The organism is Mediterranea massiliensis, assembly GCF_900128475.1.
GTDB lineage: Bacteria > Bacteroidota > Bacteroidia > Bacteroidales > Bacteroidaceae > Bacteroides > Bacteroides massiliensis_E.
This window is the reverse complement of sequence record NZ_LT635837.1, coordinates 99641-121150: the sequence shown is the minus strand read 5'-3', so window position 1 is coordinate 121150 and position 21510 is coordinate 99641. Positions and strand designations below refer to the sequence as shown.

The window sequence follows — 21510 nt, the reverse complement described above, 5'->3', positions numbered from 1 at the left end:
GTTTTAGGGACGGATTGTCACGGCCTATCCGAACAGGAGCGTGAAGCAGCTTCCCTGGCCGGGAGTAGACTTCACCGTGATGTTTCCGCCATGTCGGTTCATGATTTGCTTGCAGAGGCTCAAGCCGATGCCCTGGCCGCCGGGCTTGGTGGTGAAAAAGGGCACAAACACCTTGTCCAGCACGTCGGGCAGGATGCCGTCGCCGTTGTCGGTCACCGTCAGCAGGCATTGCCACGACTGGGCGGGCAGCACGCGCACCTCGATGCTGGGCTGCTCGCGCTTGGCACAGGCCTCGCGCGCGTTCTTTATCAGGTTGATGAGCACCTGCTCAATCTGCGCGCGGTCTATCTGCAAGGTGCGGTCTTCCGTCGGAAGTTCGATGTGGATGTAGTCTTCGGGGAAGAGCTTGCGCAGGTCTGTCAACAGTTCGCTGAGCGACACGGGACGGCGCACAGGAGCAGGCAGGCGGGTCAGTTTCCGATAATTCTCCACAAACTCCAGCAGGCCCTTGCTCCGTCGGTGGATGGTCTGCATGCCCTGGTGCATCAGGCTGTAGCTGCGCTCGTCCACTTCGCGCTCGCACAGGGTTTCGGACAGGGAGATGATAGGGGTCAGCGAGTTCATGATTTCGTGCGTCAGCACGCGAATCAGCTTCTGCCAGGCGGCCATTTCGTTGTGCTCCAGCACGTGCGTGCGGAAGTTGCGCATGGCTTCGGACAGCTCGTCCACCATCTGCTCCATCGAGCGGTTGCGGTAGGGCGAGCGAAAGGAGAGCATCATGTCGTCGAAGCGCAGGCTCTCGGCCAGGTGGCGCATCATGCGTATCTGTACCATCTGCATGCGGTAGAGGTTGATGCCCACAGCCACCAGTACGAGGAACGCCATCAGGGCACTGAACCACAATTCCCTGATGACCAGCAGATAGACGCCTATCCCCAACAGGGCGATGGCGAGAATGTGCAGGGTGACGATGAATGAATAGCGTTTCATAGGCCTAACTTTTCAATTTTCCGATACAGGGCAAACCGCGTGATTCCCAAGTATTCGGCTGCCTTCGTCATGTTTCCCTCACTCAGGCGCATGGCGCGCTCCACGGCCTGCCGCTCCAGTTGCTCCAGGTTGAGTACCTCCTTTTCTTCCTTGCGTGGGCGTTGGGCGGGAGAGGCCTGGAAGACGAAGTTCTCGGGACGGAGCAGGGAACCGTCGCCCAAGATGACGGCGCGCTCCATGGTGTGTTGCAGTTCGCGCACGTTGCCCGGCCAGGCATATTTCAGCAGCTTGCTCTTGGCCTCGCGTGTCAGGCCGCGCATTTCCTTTTGGTACTTGCGGGCATAGCGCTGGAGGAAGTGGTCGGCCAGCAGCAGGATATCATTGCCGCGCTCGCGCAGGGGCGGAATGTGCAGCTCAATGGTATTGATTCGGTAGAGCAGGTCCTGACGGAAACGTTCTTCCTCTACCATGCGGCGGATGTCTGCATTGGTGGCGCAGATAAGGCGCACATCGATGGGCGTACTTTGGGTACTGCCCAGCCGGCTGATCTGCCGCTTCTCGATAGCAGTAAGCAGCTTGGCCTGCATGGGCAGGGACAGGTTGCCTATCTCGTCCAGAAAGAGCGTACCGCCCGTGGCCACCTCCATGCGCCCCGCCTTGGCCTTGCGGGCGTCGGTGAAGGCACCTTTCTCGTAACCGAAGAGCTCGCTTTCGAAAAGCTGTTCGGGGATACTTCCCAAGTCGATGGTGACAAAAGGTTTTCCCGAACGGGGCGAATGACGGCAGAGCAGTCGGGCGATGACGTCCTTCCCCGTGCCGTTCTCTCCCAGGATAAGGATATTGGCATCCGTGTCGCGCAGCTTTTCCACCGTATCAAAGACGGTACGCATCGCGTCAGACTCGCCGATGATGCGTTCGTCGGCATTGCCGTCGCTCAGGGCTTCCACTTGTTCCTTCAGCAGGTTCACTTCACGTTGCGAACGGCGCAATTTCATGCCCGAGGAGAGTGTGACCAGCAGCTTTTCCTTCTCCCACGGTTTGGGGATGAAATCCGTGGCGCCCGCCTTGATGGCCCGCACGGCCTTGTCGGTGTCCGAATAAGCGGTCATGAAGATAACCACCGCCTGCGGGTCAATGCGCAGGATTTGCTTCAGGCAGTCAAATCCTTCCTGACCGCTCACCACATCGCGGCTGAAGTTCATGTCCAGCAGCACGATGTCGGGCTGGAAAGTCGTCATGAAGTATTCCAGCCGTTCAGGGCCGGTGATGACCTTTATTTTCTCGGCGTAGGGCTCAAGCAACAAGTTGAGGGCGAAAAGCACGTCTTCGTTGTCGTCTACAATCAGTATTTTTCCAAGTTTTTCCATAATAACTCCATATCTGTCACAAAGATACACATAATATTCGTGTGCTGTACGTGCGTTTCCGCACTATTTTTGTGCGATAGTGCACGCGCATCGCTCGAGCGAAACCCTTATTACCAATTGTATTACAAGCGTTTACACATTTGGCACAATATTTGATACCCATTCAGTAAAAATAGGAAAAACTATGTTCAAACGAATCCTTTTACTGATAGCGGCCACTTGCGGCATGGGGACAGTCCTCCACGCCCAGGAGGCCCTGGAACTGACCCTGCAACAGACTATCCACCATGCGCAGGAAAAGTCGCCCGATGCACAGAGTGCCCGCCACAGCTTCCGTTCCTCCTACTGGAACTATCGCTACTACCGAGCCAACTACCTGCCCAACCTGACGCTGACATCCAACCCCTACCTGGATCGCGCCATCAACAAGGTGACAATGGGCGACGGCAGTGTGAAGTTTGTGGAACAGAATCTGCTCGCCACCGACCTCACCCTGAGCCTGACGCAAAATGTACCCTGGACAGGCGGTACCTTCTTTGTGGAAACCTCGGCCCAACGCATCGATCTCTTCAGCGACGATAGCCACTCGTACCAGACGTCGCCCGTCAACATTGGTTACCGCCAGTCGCTCTTCGGATACAATTCCCTGAAGTGGGACCGCCGCATAGAACCTGTGCGCTACCGCGAGGCACGCAAACGTTATGTTGAGACACTGGAGCTGGTAGCCGCTGCCGCCACGCAGAAGTTCTTCGCCCTGGCCACAGCACAGAGCAACTACGAGATAGCCAGCACCAACTACGCCAATGCCGACACGCTGTATATGTATGCGCGCGGCCGTTACGACATCGGTACCATCAGCGAGAATGAGATGCTGCAACTCGAAATCAACAAGCTTACCGAGGAGACCAACCGCATGAACGCCCGCATCGAAGTAGACAACGCCATGCAGGAACTCCGTTCGTACCTGGGCATCCAGCAGGACGTGGAACTGAAGGTCCGCATCGAGGACTTTGTGCCCGATCTTCAAATCGACCTCAACGAGGCGCTACTGCTGGCCGCCCAGAATAGCCCCGACATCGAGAACATGCAGCGCCGCAAGTTGGAAAGTGAAAGCGCCGTGTCCCAGGCTCGTGCCAACGCCGGCCTGAAAGCCGACATCTACCTGCGCTTCGGCCTGACGCAGACTGCCGACCGCTGGAAGAACGCCTGGCGCAACCCCATGGACCAGCAATACGTCAGCCTAGGCATCTCGCTGCCTATCCTCGACTGGGGACGTGGCAAGGGCCAGGTACGCGTAGCCAAGAGCAACCGCGACCTGGTACATACGCAAGTGGAACAGGACAAGACTGATTTCGACCTGAACATCCGCAAACTGGTGAAGCAATTCAATCTGCAAGCCCAACGCGTACACATTGCCGCCCGTACAGACGCTACCGCACAGCGTCGTGCCGACGTAGCCCGCCGCCTCTACCTGTTGGGACAGTCCACCATCCTCGACCTCAATGCTTCCATTACCGAAAAAGATTCTGCCCGCCGCAATTATGTGACAGCCCTCTACGACTATTGGAGCTTGTACTACACCCTGCGCAGCCTTACGCTCTACGACTTCGGGCAGGACCGGCCGTTGGAGGAAGATTTGGAACGACTTATCAAATAAATTCTCACTACAAAATAGTATCCCATTATCAATTTTCAATTATCAATTAATAAAATGGATATCAAACTCGAAAAGAAACCCTGGTACATCCGTTACCGTTACTATCTGGCAGGCGGAGTGGTATTTGCCGCCTTCCTGATTTACGTTATCATCCTCTCGGCCGGACCGCGCAAGCTGCGTATCGACCCCGAGAGCCTGCAAATGGCTGAAGTGAAGAACGACAAATTCATGGAATATGTCGATGTCGAAGGACTCGTGCAGCCCATCCTCACCATCAAGGTCAACGCCCGTGAGGCAGGTAGTGTGAGCCGCATTGTGGGCGAAGAAGGCAACATGATGAAGAAAGGCGATACCATCCTCGTGCTGGAGAATCTCGATCTGCTGCGTACCATCGAAGACCAACGCGACGAGTGGGAAAAACAGCTCATTACCTACCGCGAGAAGGAAATCGAAATGGAACAACAAAGCCTCACCCTACAGCAACAAGCCCTGCAAACTGACTACGAACTGGAGAAGCTGCGCAAGAGTTTTGAACTGGAGAAAGAAGAGTTTCGCATGGGTATCAAGAGCAAGGCTCAGCTCCAAGTCTCCGAAGACGAGTACCGCTACAAGGAAAAGACAGCCCGCCTGCAACGCCAGAGCCTGCGCCACGATTCGGCTGTCTCCATCATCCGCCGCGACCTGCTGCTGAACGACCGCGACCGTGAACAGAAGAAGTACGAACGTTCGCGCCAACGTCTGAACGACCTGGTAGTATGCGCCCCCATCAGCGGGCAGCTCAGCTTCGTCAGCGTGACGCCCGGTCAGCAGGTACAGTCCGGCGAGAGCATCGGCGAAATCAAGGTGCTCGACCAGTTCAAGGTCCACACCTCGCTCAGCGAATACTACATCGACCGCATCACTACCGGCCTGCCCGCCACCATCCTTTATCAGGGAAAGCGCTATCCGCTGAAGATCACCAAGGTGGTGCCCGAAGTGAAGGACCGCATGTTCGACGTCGACCTCGTTTTCACTGCCGACATGCCCGACAACGTCCGCGTGGGCAAGAGCTTCCGCGTACAGATCGAACTGGGGCAGCCCGAAGATGCCCTCGTCATTCCCCGCGGCAACTTCTATCAGGCTACGGGCGGGCAGTGGATCTACAAGCTGAACAAGGATAAGACGCGTGCCGTGCGCATGCCTCTCACCATCGGCCGACAGAACCCGCAGCAGTACGAAGTGACCGACGGCCTCCAGCCCGGCGACTGGGTGATTACAACCGGATACGACAACTTTGGCGACGCCGAGGAGTTGGTGTTGTAAACGGGACATACCATTTCGATTTTGACACTTTTCAGAAAAAGGACTATAAGAAGAATATTGCAGAATAGAATATGATACTACATTACCTTACACTTGCCATCAGAAACCTGCTGAAATACAGAACACAGAACATCATTTCCATCATCGGGCTGGCCGTGGGCCTGTTCAGCTTCTGCGTCTGCCTGTATTGCAGCCGTTTCATACAGTCTACCAACCATTGTTTCGACAATTACAAGCGGATTGTACTGGTTAGTTTGTATGATAGCGAACAGAACCATTATTTCTCCGGCACACCCGCACCGCTCTGCGAGGACATGCACGGCTGGGCAAAGGGGGTAGAGGCCCTTTCGTTTGTCACCTATCCCCGCCAAATGCCCTTCGACATCGAGGTAAGGCCAGGCAAGATCTTGCCCTACGAGCTGAAGCGGATGGAGACGGACAGCATCTATGCCCGCATCTTCACGCCCCGCATCGTGGCCGGAAGCTGGCAGACGGCCAGCCATACGCCCAACGCGCTGGTGATGAGCCGTTCGACAGCTGTCCGCATCTTCGGCAGCGAGGCCGAAGCCATCGGAAAGACGTGTGTCATGACCCGCCGGCTGCCCACTTCGCCGTCGACCACTCCCCGCGACGGAGGCATCACCTATACCGTGCAGGCCGTCATGGACGACACGCCGCTCAACAATTCCCTCCACTTCATGGAGACGATGGACATGCTGGTGCTGAACGACAGCGAAGGCCTGCTGCAAAGCAACAGACGCCACGAGATGACGGGAGGCAACACATTTGCCCTGCTGGCACCCGATGCCGACATCCGTCAGTTGGAAGAGCAGTTCATGCAGCGCGACTACAGCTGGCGGCTGTACGACAGGGACTATGAAGCACAAGTATTTCCCATCGGCCGCTTTCCCTACGAGCACAGGCAACTGTCCGTCACCAGCTGGATTACAGGCACCATGGGACTGCTCATCCTGCTGGTGGGTCTGCTCAACTTCTTCCATTTCCTGATCGGTTCCTACTTCAACCGCACGAAAGAGTTCAGCGTGATGAAGGTGAACGGATGCAGCGGCGGGCAGCTCTTTACCCTGCTCTTCGTACAATCCTTGCTGGTGGTACTGGCAGCCTCGCTGCTGATGCTTTGGGGCATCGAAGTGACCGACGGACGGCTGGACTATTCCGTCGAATTCATGTCGATGACGTTCAGCAAGTCGCTGCTCATGCGTCATGCCGTCCAATACATCGGGTTGCTGGTACTGCTTTGCGCAGGTATCTGCCTGGTGGCCACGCTGCGCATCCGCCGCATATCGGTGCAGGACGGACTTGGCGGCGGACGGCGCAGACGGCAGAGCCATCGGGGGCGCAACTTCATGCTGGGGGTACAGTTCTTTCTCTGCTGGCTGTTTGTCGCGCTGTCAGCAGCCCTCTACCTGCAGTCCGAGAAGACAAGCGGCACCCTGCTGCACACCCTCTCCATGCAGGAGAAGGCTTCCATCCTCAGCATCCCGCTGGATTACTCCTGCCTGAACAATGCGGAAAAGCAGAGCCTGGTCGGCCGCTTCAAGAGCCTGGCTGCAGTGGAAGATGCCCTGCTGGCAGACGTCAGTTATCTGGGAGGTTCGTCGGGCAACCTGATGATGACCGAGAAAGGCAACGACAACTCATGGATAGAAGTTGAGGTGATGCGTGTCCCCGCCAATTTCTTCTCCTTCATGAATATCCCGCTGGAGCAGGGACGCGCTCCGAAGACGGAAGCCGACATCGTGGCCGACCGTACCTGGCAGCAACGGATGGAGAAAGACATACTGGGGATGCCTCTTTACGACTCGCAACACGACTATACCGTATGCGGCATCTGTGCGCCTTTCCAGACCGACACCTATTCGAAGAGCATCGGTTACGTCTTCCTCCTTTACAATCCGTCCGACTACATCGGGCACTGCTATCTGAAGTGCCACAGTGGCCAGGTACAGGAAGTCCAGGCACGGGTGGAACAACTGCTCCGTGAGGCTTTGCCCGAAAGCGTGCCTGTACGGGTAGGCACGTTGCTCGACGACATCCACGACCGTCAGCCGCTGGAATATACGATGAAGAACATCGTGCTGTTCTTTGCCGTGGTCAGCATCCTCATCACGCTGCTGGGCGTCTATTCGAGCATCACGCTCGACACCGAACGCCGGCAGAAGGAGGTAGCCATCCGCAAGGTGAACGGAGCAGGGGTGCCGCAGATCATGTTGCTCTTCGCCCGCCTGTACATCGTGCTGCTGACCGTCAGTGCCCTGCTGGCCTTCCCGCTGGTCGGATTCGCACTGCAGCAATGGAAGCGGATGTACATCGTGTTCTTCGACTGCGGTTTCTTCTACTGGACCGGCGTCTTTGTTCTGGTGGCAGCTGTTACGGCGCTGACGGTTATCTTCCGCATCCTGCGTACGGCGCGACAGAATCCGGCGGAGGTGATAAAGAGAGAATGATAAACACAGAATAAATAATGATACAAAGAATGATACTACATTACCTGAAAGTGGCTGCCCGCAGCCTGATGAAGTACAAGATGCAGAGCCTGATATCGGCTCTCTGCCTGGCTGCCGGCATTGTATGCTTCAGCTATACCTATCAGTTTGTGGAGACGGTAGCCCCCACCGACCACCGTCCCCACTACGACCGCCGGTTGAATCTTTCGTTGGCAAACAACTGGGCGTTTTCCATCAACCAGATTACCCGTATGGAGGAAGAACTCCGGCATGCGGGTGTAGAAGCTGTGACAGCCTATTCCAAAGGATTGAGTACCCGGGAAGTGGTATTCTTCGACCCGGAAGGGCAGGAGCGTCCTTTCTTGGTCCGTTATCGCAATGCCGACGCCTATTACTATACCTACAACGGCATTTCGGTAACGGGGGCAACGAATGAATTCGGACCTACGGACGTCGTGCTGTCCGAAGCCTTTGCCCGGAAAGCTTTTGGTAACACCGATCCGACAGGCATGACCTTGCGCGTCGTCAACGACCAGTCGGGCCAATTGTTCAAGGTGGCAGGTGTGGCCACGGGGAAAGATCCGAATACGGTTCCCGACTGCTACTTTCCTGTAACGAAACCGTCAGACAACCATATCCTGTACGCCAGTTGCTACCGGCCCGAAAAGATGGACCTGAACAGCTTCCGGTCCTTATTGGAAAAGATTGCCTGGCCCGATTCGCAAGGCAAACCGATAAAGTTTCAGGTCGAGTCGGAAAGTAGCCAGCACGGACAGACCCTGCTTGCCAAGCTGTTGTTTCTGCTGGTTGTCTCCCTCATCCTGGTGTCGGGCTTGATCAACTTCCTGAAGTTCACCATCCAGATGTTCTTCAACCGCCAGCGCGAACTGGCCTTGCGCAAGTGCCTGGGTTCCGATACCAAAGGCCTGTATGGCCTGCTTGCGTCGGAAGTCATCCTGATGATGACGGCCGCCCTGCTTCTCTCGTTCCTGCTGACGGAATGGACATTCGGCCTGGCATACAGCCTTCTGCCCATGGACGAAGTGCCGGATATCCGTTTGCAGGATGTCTATCTGACCCAACTGAAGGTTTATCTGGTCGTCGTGGCGGTCTGTCTGCTCATTGTCAGCTTCCCGCTGCGCAAGCTGCGTCAGGTGTCCTTGTATGCCTTCCTCCAGCAGAGCCGCAAAAGACACACGTTCCGCAATGCGATGATCGGTCTGCAGCTGGTCATCTCCATGTTCTTTGCGGGGGGTGTCGCACTGACCTGGCTCGCGTCGAACGAATTGCTGTTCGACAAGATGTATAATCCCTTGTCCGACGGGGAGCAGGAACGGATTGTGGTGCTTCCCCTGAAGACCCAATACCTGGAAAACAACATACAACCCATTCTGACAGAGGTACGCAAGATGCCCGAAGTGGAAGACATCATCAGTTATTGCATTTCCAACCCAATCAATTTCCACGTTTACACCGAATACGAACGTAAGGACAAGAGCATAGCTCGTATCGTCATGTCCAGCGGCAGTCCCCGTTACTTCCGTTTCTTCCATATACCGATGCAAGGGAAGGTAGTCCCCGATGATGCTTCAGGCGAGGTTTATGTAAGCGAAGCCTTCAAGCGGCTGCTGGATGCCGACGGCAATACGGGAACTGTCCGCCTGGATAACAAGGATTATCGGATAGCAGGCATTTACAAGGCATTGTTCAACGAGGTGGAAGACCCCAAATACACGGGTTCTGTTTTTATGCCCAGTACCGATGCACAACTCTATTATATAAAGGTAACCGGAGCGACCGACCTGCCTGCCTTCCTGAAGCGGCTGGACGACCTGTGCCGCGAATTTGTACCGTCCACCCTGCCGATTGACCTGATGATGTTGGATGAGTCCGACGAAGGTCTGAATATCATCAAGACCATGCGTGTGGCCATGTCGGTACTGGCAGTTATCAGCCTGCTGTTAGTGGTACTCAGCATCTTCTCCGCCATCTCCATGGACACGGTAGCCCGCCTGAAGGAAGTGGCCATCCGTAAAATCAACGGAGCCACTCCGAGAAACATTGCCTGGATGTTCGGCAAGGTTTACATCCTGCTGTTTGCCTTCACTTTCCTCCTGGTCTATCCGCTGCTTTTCCTCTCCATGAAAACGGTGCTGGGCCGTTATACCCTGGACTGCATTTATCGTTGGGAATGGCCCTTGCTGATGTTCGTTTCGGTAGGCAGTCTGGTAGTCGTTACCTTAGGTATGAAGATTTGGCAAGTCATGAGACTCAATCCGGCGGAAGTAATAAAGAGAGAATGATAATTAAAAACAAAGATATGATACTACACTACCTGAAAATCGCCTGGCGCAATCTGCTGAAGTACCGCACACAGAGCGTCGTCAGCATCCTGGGACTGGCCGTGGGCCTGGCCTGTTTTGCCCTTTCGGCCTTCTGGGTGCACTACGAGATGACTTATGACAGTTTTCACCGCGATGCCGACCGCCTGTATCTGGTCGGGGTGAACGATGACAGTTTCGGAGGCTCCTCCGCAAGCTACACGCCCCAAGCGCTGGGCCGTTACCTGAAAGAACACTATTCCGAAATTGAGGACTATTGTCTGTTTGAAACAAGTATGCTTTTTGTCGTAAAAGACAACCGGATGCTGGAGCTTCCTATGCTCAAGCCCGACACTACCACCCTGCGTATGCTGGATATCCGGACGCTGGACGGTGACGAGAGTTTCCTCCGCTCCGCCAGTGAGGCAGACAGCCGTATCGCCATTACTGAGAAAACCGCACGCCTGCTGTTCGGCACGACGGATGTCATCGGCCAGACCGTGACCAACCCCAACTGGAACAAGGAATACACCATCGGTTCCGTAGTGAGCGACTGGGGAGTACACACCAATTTTCCCTATGCCTTCCTGGGCAACGGAAGCAGCCGAACAGGTTGGGACGACTACACCTACCGGACGCTTGTCAAGGTGAAGCCGGGTACGGATGTCTCCCGTCTGCTGGAGAAGATGAATGCCCACTTCCCCGAAGAGCTGACCAAAAGCAAGTACCGGGCAACTACAGGACTGACCCGTTTCTATCTGGAACCGCTGACGGGTCTTCGTGCCACGGAGGGCTTTATCCTCAAAAACAATCAGACGGTGCAGTTCCGTTACATCACCTGGTTTGCCGCCGTGGGTGTGCTCATCATCGTCTGTGCCTTCCTCAATTACCTGACCATCTACGCCGACCGCTTCTGTACGCGTCGCAGGGAAATGGCTTTGCGGCAGATCTGCGGAGCAGGCCTGCGTTCGCTGGTAGCCCTGCTCTGCACCGACTTTCTGCTCACCGTGCTGGCCTCGCTGGTGGTGGGCATGGTACTGGTGGAATTGCTGATGCCGGCTTTCCTGCGCTATTCTCTCATTCAGGACGCCGATTTCTCGGTCTATCGTTCGGCGCTGCTCTACATCACGTGCGTCTCGGCAGTCATGATGGCCGTTGTTGTCCTGTCGGTGTGGCTGTTCCAGAAGCGGTCGTTGCACGGCAACATCCACACGGGTAACGCCCTCTCGGGCACGGTCTGGCGCAAGGGGAGTGTCGTCCTTCAGCTGACGGTCTGCCTGGCCTTCATCTTCTGTACGGTGGCCATGCAGATGCAGCTGCACCATTTGCGTAGTGTGGATACAGGGCTGGACTATCGCGGACGGGCGGCCATGAGCATCTGGATGGGTGTGGACATGAACGTGTGGGCCGAGAAAATCAAGGCTCTTCCTATGGTAACGGAAGTGGTACGCCCGGCCTATTGGCCGCTGTTGGGCGAGGGGGCTTATTCGTCGTACCAGATAGATGGATGCACGGGCATGGAAGGCCGACTGGAGCAGCCCTTGACTTTCGACGAAGTGCTGGCAGGTGAAGAGTTCTTCCGCTTCTACGACATGCAGCTGCTGGCCGGTGAATGGGTATCGGCCAAGTCGGAGTACCGGCAGGTGAACATCATGGAGAGTACGGCCCGCCGCATGGGTTGGAGTCCCGAAGAGGCAGTAGGCAAACAACTGTTCTTCGTCAACCGAGAATCAGAGCCGATGACCGTCATCGGCGTGGTGAAGGACTGTGCTTACAAGTCGCCCACCGCCGAACTGCCCAACACGGTATTTGTCAACACCGACCGGATGGAGTGGATGCATGCCCGTTGCTTCGTCCTCTTCAAATACCGTCCGGGTACGTGGGACGAATGCCGCCGTCGCATCGAGGAGATGCAGCGAGCCGAACTGCCCGACCGCAAACTCTTCCTTTATAGTGAAGAAGAATGTTACAACAACTATCTGAAGTCGGAAGACGCCCTGTCGTCGCTGCTCGGGTTCTCGTCGGTGGTGTGCATCCTCATCTCCATCTTCGGCATCTACTCGCTGGTGACGCTGGCCTGCGAACGGCGCCGCAAGGAGATTGCCATCCGCAAAGTGAACGGTGCCACGGTGAGGGACATTCTCGCCCTGTTCTTCCGCGAATATGCCCTGTTGCTGGTCGTTTCCTCACTGATCGCTTTCCCCGCCGCCTGGTGGGCGATGAAGCGCTGGATAGAGAATTATAACCGTCAAGTGGAAATCGGCGTACTACCGTTTCTGCTTATCTTTGCCGGCATTGCCGCCTGTGTGGCTGCCAGCATCGGTCATCGCATCTGGAAGACGGCGAACGAGAATCCGGCGGAAGTGATAAAGAGTGAATAATAATGCCAATCAGGAGTTAAGAAGTTAAAGAAGTTAGCACTCCGCTTCGCTCCGTTCAGGAGTTAAGCCAAATGCTATTGTAACTCCGGATACAAGGAGCGTATATCGAGCTTTAGTCGGAGCATTCGGCTTAACTTCTTAACTCCCAGCGAAGCGATAACTCCTTTAACTCCTGATTCGCATAAATAATAAAAAAATAAAGATATGATACTACATTACCTGAAAATCGCCTGGCGCAACCTGCTGAAGTACCGCATGCAGACCGCCGTCAATGTGGTGGGGATAGCCGTTGGCTTTGCCTGCTTCGCCTTTGCCAACCTGTGGATGCGATACGAAGCCTCGTTCGACAGCCGTCATGAGGGGGCCGACCGCATGTATCTGCTCTACGCCGAAACGGCCATCGAGGCCGGAGGCCTGTCACCCCATGTGCCTTACCCCGTCTCTACCCTGCTGAAGCAGGAGTTTCCCGAGGTGGAGGCGGCCTGTGCCTTCACCCGCTATACGAAAGCTGACAAATTGGAATTGGAGGGACAACCTGAGGTGGAGCTGCCCAGCATACAGTTGGACTCTTGCTTCATGAACCTCTTCGGCATCCGTGTATTGGCAGGCACGAACGATTTCCTTTATACCAACGGACAAATAGCCCTGACGGAGCGAACGGCCCGACGGCTGTTTGGCACAACGGACGTGCTGGGACGCACCGTAATGTGCAATGATGAAGAGGTTACCGTCTGCGCCATCGTCAGCGACCTGCCACACAGCAATTTCTCGTTCGGCTTCATCCATGAAGGGGCTTACTTCCGCAAGTGGCAGGACGTGTGGTACAACGGAGGCTTTGAGGTGGTGGTACGTCTTGCTCCGGGTGTCTCGCCCCGGGCGCTGGAAGAGAAGTTCCGCGCCTACGCCGGGCAGACCGATGACCGCAACCGCAAGATTACCGGCCGCCTCCGCCTGATGCCCCTCTCCGAAGTCCGCCAAGCCTCGTTCAACGAAGAACGGCTGGTCAGCTTCTCCTACCTTGTGCTGTTTGCCGCGGCGGGCGGTCTGGTCATTCTCTGCTCGCTGTTCAACCACCTGGCCCTGTTCCTCTCGCGCATGGACATCCGCCGTCGCGAGCTGGCCTTGCGGCGCACATGTGGTTCTTCCGGCAGGGGGCTCTTCACGATGCTCACCACCGAATATTCCCTGCTCGTCCTGCTTTCGGGCTTTCTGGGCTTTGTGCTGGTCGAGCTGTTGCAACCGTCCTTCCAGCGGCTTTCGGGCGTGGAAGGCAATGTGTATGGCGAGTCGCTGCTCTATTTCCTGCTGGTACTGGCGCTTTCCCTGGTGCTGTTGCTGCCCTTTGTTTTCCGCTATTCTTCCCTGCGCCCTGAACGTAGCCGGTCGGGCCGCCGTCTCAAGGTGATGGTGGGCCTGCAGCTCTTCATCAGTCTGCTGGCCATCTTCTGTACGGTGGTGCTGATGAAGCAGCTGAGCTATCTGCAACACACCGACCTGGGCTGGGAACGCCGCAACATCGCCGCCTTTACCTTCCTTTATCCCGACAATGCGAAGGACGAGATTGTGGACCGTGTTCGCCAGATGCCGTTTGTCAGCCGGGTGCTTACGGGCTATTTCGGCCTTCTGCCCGAAGGAGCCCGGGGAGCCACCAGCATCGACTGGGAGGGCAAACCTGCGGACCTTGAAATAAAGGGTATGCGCATGGCCCTTATGGACGACACGCTGGCCGCTTTCTACGGTGTCCGTCTGTCGGCGGGACGTTTCACCAGAGCCCAAGGCGGCGACAAAGAAGTCATGCTGAACGAATCGGCCGTGCGGCTGATGGAGATAACCGACCCGGTGGGCATGACCGTCACCTACTACGGGGGAGAGAAAGCCACGGTGGTCGGCGTGGTGCGCGACTTCCACATCACAGCGCCGACCATTCCCGTCCAGCCCACGCTCTACGTAAGGCAGTTTAATTGGATCAGCGGAGGCGACATCCTGCTGAAGTATCACGAAGGCGCCTGGCCCGAACTCCGTCATCGGGTGGACAGTCTCTTTGCCAAGGATTATCCCGAGGTGAATTACCAGCTGGTGAACGTCATGGACGAGTATAATGCCTATCTCAAGGCCGAACACCTGCTGATGCGCCTGCTGGCCTTTGTCTCCACCGTCTGCATCCTGGTATCTGCTTTCGGCATCTTCTCCATGATTACCCTGAGTTGCGAACGCCGCCGCAAGGAGGTGGCCATCCGCAAGGTGAACGGGGCACGGGTGGGCGACATCCTCGGCCTCTTTGCCCGCGAATACCTGTTGCTGCTCGCCGCAGCTGCCGTGGTAGCTTTCCCCGTGGGCTACGTGCTGATGAAACGCTGGCTGGAGAGTTATGTGGAGCAGACACCCCTCAGCTGGTGGCTCTATGCCGTCATCTTCCTCGGCATGGCGCTGCTGGTAGCCCTCTGCATCGGCTGGCGCGTGTGGCGGGCGGCGAACGAGAACCCGGCCGAAGTGGTGAAAAGAGAATGATGCACATCCTGTCGCTACGATGCAAACGTTCTGCAGACACGTTGCAAACGTTTTGCAGAGACATTGCAAACGCTTTGCAGAAACACTGTAACGGATTTGCAGAAACACTGCAACGGCTTTGCAGAGCAAGGAAACGCTTCGTGGCGGCAGTACAACCCGTTTAAACCGGCAGTTTACTCCGTTTAAACTGATAGTTTAGTCCGTTTAAACTGACAGTTTAAAGCCATTAAACTGACAGTTTATTTCGGATAAACAAAAATAAACTGATTAACGACTGAATAACAACATATTACAATAACGACTATGATACTGAACGTAACACTGAAAATGATTCTCAGGAGCTGGTGGCGGAACAAGGTGTTCTTCCTCGTCTCCGTGGCCAGTCTGGCCTTGGGATTGGCCTGCACCAATCTGCTGATGACGTACTTCGTACATGAATACGGGCTGGAGGGGCGCAATCCCGACCGCGACCGCATCGTCTTCCTGCGGCAGGACGACCCGATGACCGAAGGAAAACGGGTAGCCTTTGCTGCTGCCGAAATCCCCCAGCGGCTGAAGAACAGCTATGCCGAGGTGGAAGACTACCTGCGCATGGGCACGCTGCACCTGCTCGGTTGCAAGGTGGACGGGCAGAAGGTGGAAAGCAACTTCATCGTCCTCTCGACTGACACGACGCTGACCCGCTTCTTCGACTACCGTGCGGCGGAAGGAAGCCTGGAGCAGGCACTCCGCCAGCCGGACAAGGTGGCCCTGAGCGCTGCCTGTGCCCACAAGCTCTTCGGAAGCAGGGAGGCCGTGGGGCAGCACATCGAGGTACAGATGGAAGGCGGGGACAGGCAGACGTACGAAGTGGCGGCGGTGCTCAAGGAACGTGAGCAGTCGCTCCTGCGCTTCGACATGCTGACGGCTTCGGCTGCCAACTATTGGGGCGGCCCGACGCTGCTGAAGCTCTCGCGGGGAACGGATGCCGCCCGCCTGGCCGACAAGATAAACGCCGACAAGGTGCCCACCATGCTGCCCGGCCAGACGAAGTATTACCTCGACCCGCTGGAAGCCGTCTGCTTCACCACGCCCGACGACGCTTCGCAACAAGTCCTCGACTACATCAGCCAGACGCCCGTGCAGACGCTCTACATCAGCCTGCTGGCGGCGGTGCTGATACTGGTCATCGCCTGCTGCAACTACACCAACATGAGCCTCTCGCGCCTGCTGCAACAGCTCCGCATGATCCATGTGGAGAAGCTGATGGGCAGCACGCTGCGCAACATCCGCCTGCAACTTTTCGGCGACGCCTTCCTGACGGTGGTGCTGGCGTTCCTCCTGTCCATCCTGCTGGTGAACGACTGCCTGGCGGTGTTCAACGGCCTGCTGGGCTCGCGGCTCACGATGGGCTTCTTCTTCAGCAGCCAGATGCTGCCCTGGTTGTTGGCGTTCATCCTGGTGATGTCTGTCATACCGGCCTGGTACATCAGCCGCCGCCTGTCGCGCCTGTCGTTCAGCCAGTACCGCACGCTCTACGGCGGACGGCGCAAGCAGCGCTTCGTGGCCGTGCTGGTGACGGTTCAGTTTGCCATCTCCATCGGCCTGCTGCTGGCCACCCTCGTGGCGCGCAACCAGATGTCCCTGACCGAACGGCAGGCCTCGCGCTACGAAAACTGCATCGAGACGGGCGACATGTTCAGCCCTCCCGCCGGCCCGTTCAAGGCGGAGCTGGAGAAGCGCGTGCAGGGCATCGAGTCCGTCACCTTGTCGTCCAGCTCCGTGCTGAACGCCTGGATCAGCCAGCTGACGGTCCGGCGTCCCGGCGGAGAAGAGATACGCACCTACCTGCTGAAGCTGGCGGGCGACTCTACCCTGGTGTGCACCCTCGGCCTTGAACTGCTGGAAGGCGGCAGCGTCGGACAGATTCAGCAGAGGTACGCCTATCCGGTCCTGGTGAACGAGAGCTTCGTCCGCACGCTGGTGCCGGAAGGCAATCCCGTCGGTCGTTCGCTGCGTGAGTTTGACACGGCTGCCGACGACACGCTGTCCGTCATCGCAGGCGTGATACGCGACTTCCCCATCAACTCGCTGGAAGAGGAGATTGCTCCTGCGGTGGTCAGCATCGCGCCGATGTCCCGTCTGGAGAAAGCCTTCTGCCTGCAAATCCGCCTGCGCCCCGAGAACCGTGCGGAAACGTTGCAACAGATTGAAGCCGTGTGGAACGAGCTTCATCCCGGCCAGCCCTTCCAATACACGGACATGCACCAGGACTTCATGAAGCGCAACGGGAAGGTGCTTTCGCTGTCGCGCATCCTGACGTTCTACGCCCTCATCGGCCTGCTGCTGACGGGCTTCGGCCTGTTCGGCATCGCCTGGTATGCCACCCGCCAGCGGATACGCGAAATCAGCATCCGCAAGGTGCACGGCGCCACGCGCGGACAGATTATCTGGCTGCTCAACAAGCCCTTCTGCCTCTACGCCGCAGTGGCCTACGTGCTGGCCATGCCCGTCGCCTGGTGGCTGATGCAGCGCTGGCTGGAGCAGTTTGCCTACCGTGCCCCGCTTTCGGCCGGCATCTTTGTGTGGCCGCTGGTTGTCGTATGGGGCGTGTCGGCCCTCATCGTCTGCCTGCAAGGCTGGATGCTGAGCCGGGTGAAGCCGGTGGAAGCAATGAAGAATGAATAAAATAAATAATGAATATATGAAAGCATTACTCTTATCCATCCGTACCATCCTGCGCTTCAGGACCTACACCGCCATCAATGTGCTGGGACTGGCCCTGAGCCTGGGTTGTGTCTTTGTGCTGGTGCGCTACATCCACCAGGAGCGCACCGTCAATCATTTTGTACCCGAAGCCGACCGGACTTTCCTGACAGCCGTTTTCAAGGAAGGAGAACCGAGAGGGTCGCTGGGCGAGAGCGGGGACCGGAACAACGACCCCAATTACCGCAATCCGCTGGATCATCCGGCAGTGGAGGCGTTCAGCCGGTTTATGATGTTTGACGATGACTTTGTGACGAAGGACGACTATCGCTATGCGGTAAACACCATAGTGGTGGACAGCCTGTTCTTCGACCTGATGCCTTACGGCTGCAAGGAAGGCAGCCTGCAGCTGAAGCCCGACGATGCCTTGCTGACACCACAGGCCGCCCTGCGGATATTCGGGACCGAGCATGCGGTGGGCAAGGAGCTGGTCACGTCGTCGGGCAAGCCCGTCCGTGTGGCAGGCATCCTGAAGGAGCCCTCTACGAAGTCCTCTTTCCAGTTCGATGTCGTCTTGTCCGTGTACCTGATGAAGGACTGGAGCCGCGTGGGCTACGAAGTGGTACGCCTGCATCGCCCGGAGGACGGGGACGAGATAAACCGGGCCAACCGCACGCCCATGAAACTGTTATGCTATGGGCAACAGGCCGTCTATTACCAGCTCGTTCCGCTCAAGGACTTCTACCTGAGCAGGCAGGTATCTGCTTATGCCGACTCGGTAACACAGGGCCGGCCGGACGTGCTCCGGCTGCTCGGACTGGTGGCGGGGCTGATTCTGCTGGTGGGCCTGCTCAACTACATGAACCTCTATTCGGTGGTGATGCTGAAGCGGGGCCGCGAACTGGGCATGAAGAAGGTGCTGGGAGCCGGCAAGGGACAAATCTTCCTCCAGCTCTATGCGGAGAATGTCTGCCTGAATGCGGCGGTCGTCTTCCTGGCCTGGCTACTGGTGGAGGTGACGCGGCGGTTGGTGGACGCGTGGTTCGACATTCCCGTACAAGGCGACCTGCGTTTCGACCTGCTGCTGTCCGCGGCTGTGTTGTTCCTGCTGCCGCTTTTCACCATGCTACCGCCTTACTGGCGCTATGCGCATGCCGCCCCTATGCGTTCGCTCAGTCAGGTGGGGGTAGGTGGTAAGGCAACCCGCTCGCGCACGGTGTTCCTCTTCCTGCAATACGTCATCGCCTTTTGCCTGACGGTGGCCGCCATCTACCTGAGCCGCCACTTGCAGTTCCTGCTGCATACGGACGTGGGCTACCGCACGGAGGACATCATTCAGTGCCAGTTTTGGAAAGAGAACCCAGCGGCCATAAGTAACTGGGAAATCGGAGAACAAGAGCTGAAGAAGAAAGAGGCCGCCTTTGCCCTGCTGGAAAAACGTATCGGGGAGTCACCCTTGTTTACGGGAATGACTTATGGCATCCCGCCCTACGATCTGCAACCGGATACCCGCTTCCGTACGGACGACGGACAGGAGGTAGAGGCCTGCCATCTCTGGACCTCGCGTGAATACATGGACTTCTTCGGTTTCCGGCTGCTGGAAGGCCGGAGATGGAACGGGGAGGAGGACAAATATGCCTGCAAGCTGATAGCCAACCGGGCTTTCCTCCAGGCCTTGCACATCCGGGACTGGCGGACGGAGAAGGTCACGCCAAACCAACGCTTCTGGTACCGTTCGGGTGACGACTGGAACAAGGTACCCTCCTACGACATCATAGGTGTGGTGGACGACTTCCGCACTGGCCACTTGTCGGGCGGAAACCAGCCGGTAGTCTTCATCTATCAGAACGGCTGGCGCGACTTCACGTTCCTTTCCATCGCTCCCGGCAAGCGGAAGGAAGCCATCGCCTTCCTCAGCGACCTCTATCAGGAAGCTGTGGGTAGGGGTGACTTTGAGTATTCGTTCATCACGGACGAGATAGCCCGCCTGCACGAGGATGACCGGAAGGTGACGCGCATCGTCATCACCTTTGCCTTGATAGCCATCGTCATCGCCTGTCTGGGGCTGTTCGGGCTGTCGCTCTACGACATCCGCCAGCGCTACCGCGAGATAGCCCTGCGCAAGGTGCACGGCGCACAGGTGGGCGACATCTGCCGCCTGCTGCTGCGCAAGTACCTCGTCCTGCTGGGAGCTGCCTTCGTGACGGGTGCCGCTGTTGCCTACGTTGCCATCCACCGCTATATGGAGGACTTTCCCCATCATGCCCCGCTCTCGCTGTGGATTTTCCTCGTGGCGGGCCTGACGGTGGCCGTCATCGCCCTGCTCACCGTGCTGTGGCAGATACGCCGTGCGTCGCAGGTGAATCCGGCGGAGGTGATGAAGAGGGAATAAAAAAGAGAACATTGAAGAACTGATAATTATAAATTAACCAGTATATTTAACCCGTCTTTTCCCATCAAGCGGGAAAGACACAAAAACAGTAAGATTATGATCAAGACAGTAAACTTGCAGAAAGTATTCCGTACGGAAGAAGTACAGACATTGGCCTTGAACAATGTGAACATCGAAGTGAACGAAGGCGAATTTGTAGCCATCATGGGACCGTCGGGTTGCGGTAAGTCCACCCTGCTCAACATTCTGGGCCTGTTGGACAACCCCACGGAGGGAGAATATTACCTGAACGGCACGGAAGTGTCGAAATATACCGAAGCCCAGCGCACCAGCCTGCGCAAGGGTGTCATCGGCTTCGTATTCCAGAGCTTCAACCTGATTGACGAGCTGAACGTGTATGAGAACATCGAACTGCCGCTGCTCTATATGGGCGTGCCTGCCAGCGAACGCAAGCAGCGCATCGAGCAGGCGATGGAGCGCATGGCCATCAGCCACCGCGCCAAGCACTTCCCGCAGCAGCTCTCGGGCGGTCAGCAGCAGCGTGTGGCCATTGCCCGTGCCGTGGTAGCCAACCCGAAACTGATTCTGGCCGACGAGCCGACCGGTAACCTCGACTCGAAGAACGGCAAGGAAGTGATGGACCTGCTGAAGGAGCTGAACAAGGAAGGTACTACCATCGTCATGGTGACGCACTCGCAGCACGATGCCGGCTTTGCCGACCGTGTCATCAACCTGTTCGACGGACAGGTAGTGGCCGAGGCAAATCTGTAATTGAACAGTGAGTATGTATTAAAATGAAGTGAGGCTATTTTAACTCCCCTCCTTCTGGAAGGAGGGGTGCCCAAAGGGCAGGGTGGTAGGTTTTCACGAAAGGTTATCAATCAACGCGTTATGTGTTCACCTACCACCTCCCCCTATCGGGTACTCCTCCTTCCAGAAGGAGGAGAGTTTCAGATACCTTTATTCTCATTTATAAAAAAAGAAGCGGCGGACAGTCTTGAAAACCGGAACTGCCCGCCGCTTGTCGTTATTTGTCAAACTACAGCCTTTCTCTTTATTTGATGATGTCCAGCTGCTTGAAGCACTTGGTCAGCTTCTCGACTGCATAGTCAATCTGCTCCTTGGTGTGCGTGGCCATCAGGGCTACACGTACCAGCGTGTCCTGCGGAGCGCAGGCAGGCGGAATAACGGGGTTGATGAAGATACCTTCGTCGAAAGCCAGCTTGGTGACGGTAAAGGTCTTCTCCGTATCACGCACATACAGCGGGATGATGGGCGACTCCGTATCACCAATCTCGAAACCTGCGTTACGGAAGGCTTCCAGAGCATAGTTGGTGATGTCCCACAGGCGCTGGATGCGTTCGGGTTCGTTCTGGATGATGTGGAGCGCTTCGCGTGCTGCAGCCGTAGCGGCAGGGGTGCTGCTGGCCTGGAAAATG

At 56.8% G+C, this 21510-nt stretch carries 12 protein-coding genes; 9 read left to right on the top strand and 3 right to left on the bottom strand.

All coding sequences use genetic code 11. The features are described from left to right. Nucleotides 1-24: 24 nt before the first annotated feature. Both BQ7483_RS08330 and BQ7483_RS08325 read right to left on the bottom strand, forming a co-directional pair. A complete protein-coding gene (locus tag BQ7483_RS08330) occupies nt 25-990 on the bottom strand; it encodes a sensor histidine kinase (protein WP_072545566.1) in 966 nt (321 codons plus the stop codon). After that, nucleotides 987-2357, bottom strand: coding sequence for a sigma-54-dependent transcriptional regulator (locus BQ7483_RS08325; RefSeq protein WP_072545565.1), 1371 nt, complete (start codon nt 2355-2357; stop codon nt 987-989). Before BQ7483_RS08325 ends, BQ7483_RS08330 begins: the two co-directional genes overlap by 4 nt. Before the next feature lie 226 nt (nt 2358-2583). On the opposite strand from BQ7483_RS08325, the gene BQ7483_RS08320 reads away from it, so the two are divergent. The 9 genes from BQ7483_RS08320 (at nt 2584) to BQ7483_RS08280 (ending at nt 20842) form a co-directional block, all read left to right on the top strand. Beyond that, nucleotides 2584-4014, top strand: a complete 1431-nt coding sequence (locus BQ7483_RS08320) for a TolC family protein (protein ID WP_234984092.1) — start codon at nt 2584-2586, stop codon at nt 4012-4014. Between the two features lie 54 nt (nt 4015-4068). Further along, entirely contained in the window at nt 4069-5316 is a 1248-nt protein-coding gene (locus BQ7483_RS08315; RefSeq protein ID WP_072545563.1) for an efflux RND transporter periplasmic adaptor subunit, read from the top strand. Between the two features lie 71 nt (nt 5317-5387). Beyond that, nucleotides 5388-7784: an FtsX-like permease family protein gene (locus tag BQ7483_RS08310; RefSeq protein ID WP_072545562.1), complete on the top strand. Its 2397-nt coding sequence runs from the start codon at nt 5388-5390 to the stop codon at nt 7782-7784. 29 nt (nt 7785-7813) lie between these two features. Beyond that, nucleotides 7814-10087 carry an ABC transporter permease gene (locus tag BQ7483_RS08305; protein WP_072545561.1) on the top strand — a complete coding sequence of 758 codons (2274 nt, stop codon included), beginning with the start codon at nt 7814-7816 and terminating at the stop codon, nt 10085-10087. Between the two features lie 17 nt (nt 10088-10104). Further along, nucleotides 10105-12486, top strand: a complete 2382-nt coding sequence (locus tag BQ7483_RS08300) for an ABC transporter permease (protein WP_072545560.1) — start codon at nt 10105-10107, stop codon at nt 12484-12486. Between the two features lie 204 nt (nt 12487-12690). Continuing rightward, a complete protein-coding gene (locus BQ7483_RS08295) occupies nt 12691-14994 on the top strand; it encodes an FtsX-like permease family protein (RefSeq protein ID WP_072545559.1) in 2304 nt (767 codons plus the stop codon). Nucleotides 14995-15297: 303 nt separating this feature from the next. Then, a complete protein-coding gene (locus tag BQ7483_RS08290; protein WP_072545558.1) occupies nt 15298-17661 on the top strand; it encodes an ABC transporter permease in 2364 nt (787 codons plus the stop codon). A 16-nt stretch (nt 17662-17677) separates the two neighbouring features. Then, nucleotides 17678-20071, top strand: coding sequence for an ABC transporter permease (locus BQ7483_RS08285; protein ID WP_072545557.1), 2394 nt, complete (start codon nt 17678-17680; stop codon nt 20069-20071). Between the two features lie 96 nt (nt 20072-20167). Continuing rightward, nucleotides 20168-20842 (top strand): ABC transporter ATP-binding protein, encoded by a 675-nt coding sequence (locus BQ7483_RS08280; protein WP_072545556.1) that lies wholly within the window; start codon nt 20168-20170, stop codon nt 20840-20842. Nucleotides 20843-21125: 283 nt separating this feature from the next. Here the strand turns inward: BQ7483_RS08280 and BQ7483_RS08275 are convergent. After that, a partial coding sequence (locus BQ7483_RS08275) for an aminotransferase class I/II-fold pyridoxal phosphate-dependent enzyme (protein ID WP_139247624.1) occupies nt 21126-21510 on the bottom strand: 385 nt, incomplete at its 5' end.

Excerpts from the sequence above, each read along its gene's own strand:
- BQ7483_RS08330 (WP_072545566.1), bottom strand. The coding sequence starts at position 990 with ATGAAACGCTATTCATTCATCGTCACCCTGCACATTCTCGCCATCGCC.
- BQ7483_RS08325 (WP_072545565.1), bottom strand. The coding sequence starts at position 2,357 with ATGGAAAAACTTGGAAAAATACTGATTGTAGACGACAACGAAGACGTG.
- BQ7483_RS08320 (WP_234984092.1), top strand. The coding sequence starts at position 2,584 with ATGGGGACAGTCCTCCACGCCCAGGAGGCCCTGGAACTGACCCTGCAA.
- BQ7483_RS08315 (WP_072545563.1), top strand. The coding sequence starts at position 4,069 with ATGGATATCAAACTCGAAAAGAAACCCTGGTACATCCGTTACCGTTAC.
- BQ7483_RS08310 (WP_072545562.1), top strand. The coding sequence starts at position 5,388 with ATGATACTACATTACCTTACACTTGCCATCAGAAACCTGCTGAAATAC.
- BQ7483_RS08305 (WP_072545561.1), top strand. The coding sequence starts at position 7,814 with ATGATACTACATTACCTGAAAGTGGCTGCCCGCAGCCTGATGAAGTAC.
- BQ7483_RS08300 (WP_072545560.1), top strand. The coding sequence starts at position 10,105 with ATGATACTACACTACCTGAAAATCGCCTGGCGCAATCTGCTGAAGTAC.
- BQ7483_RS08295 (WP_072545559.1), top strand. The coding sequence starts at position 12,691 with ATGATACTACATTACCTGAAAATCGCCTGGCGCAACCTGCTGAAGTAC.
- BQ7483_RS08290 (WP_072545558.1), top strand. The coding sequence starts at position 15,298 with ATGATACTGAACGTAACACTGAAAATGATTCTCAGGAGCTGGTGGCGG.
- BQ7483_RS08285 (WP_072545557.1), top strand. The coding sequence starts at position 17,678 with ATGAAAGCATTACTCTTATCCATCCGTACCATCCTGCGCTTCAGGACC.
- BQ7483_RS08280 (WP_072545556.1), top strand. The coding sequence starts at position 20,168 with ATGATCAAGACAGTAAACTTGCAGAAAGTATTCCGTACGGAAGAAGTA.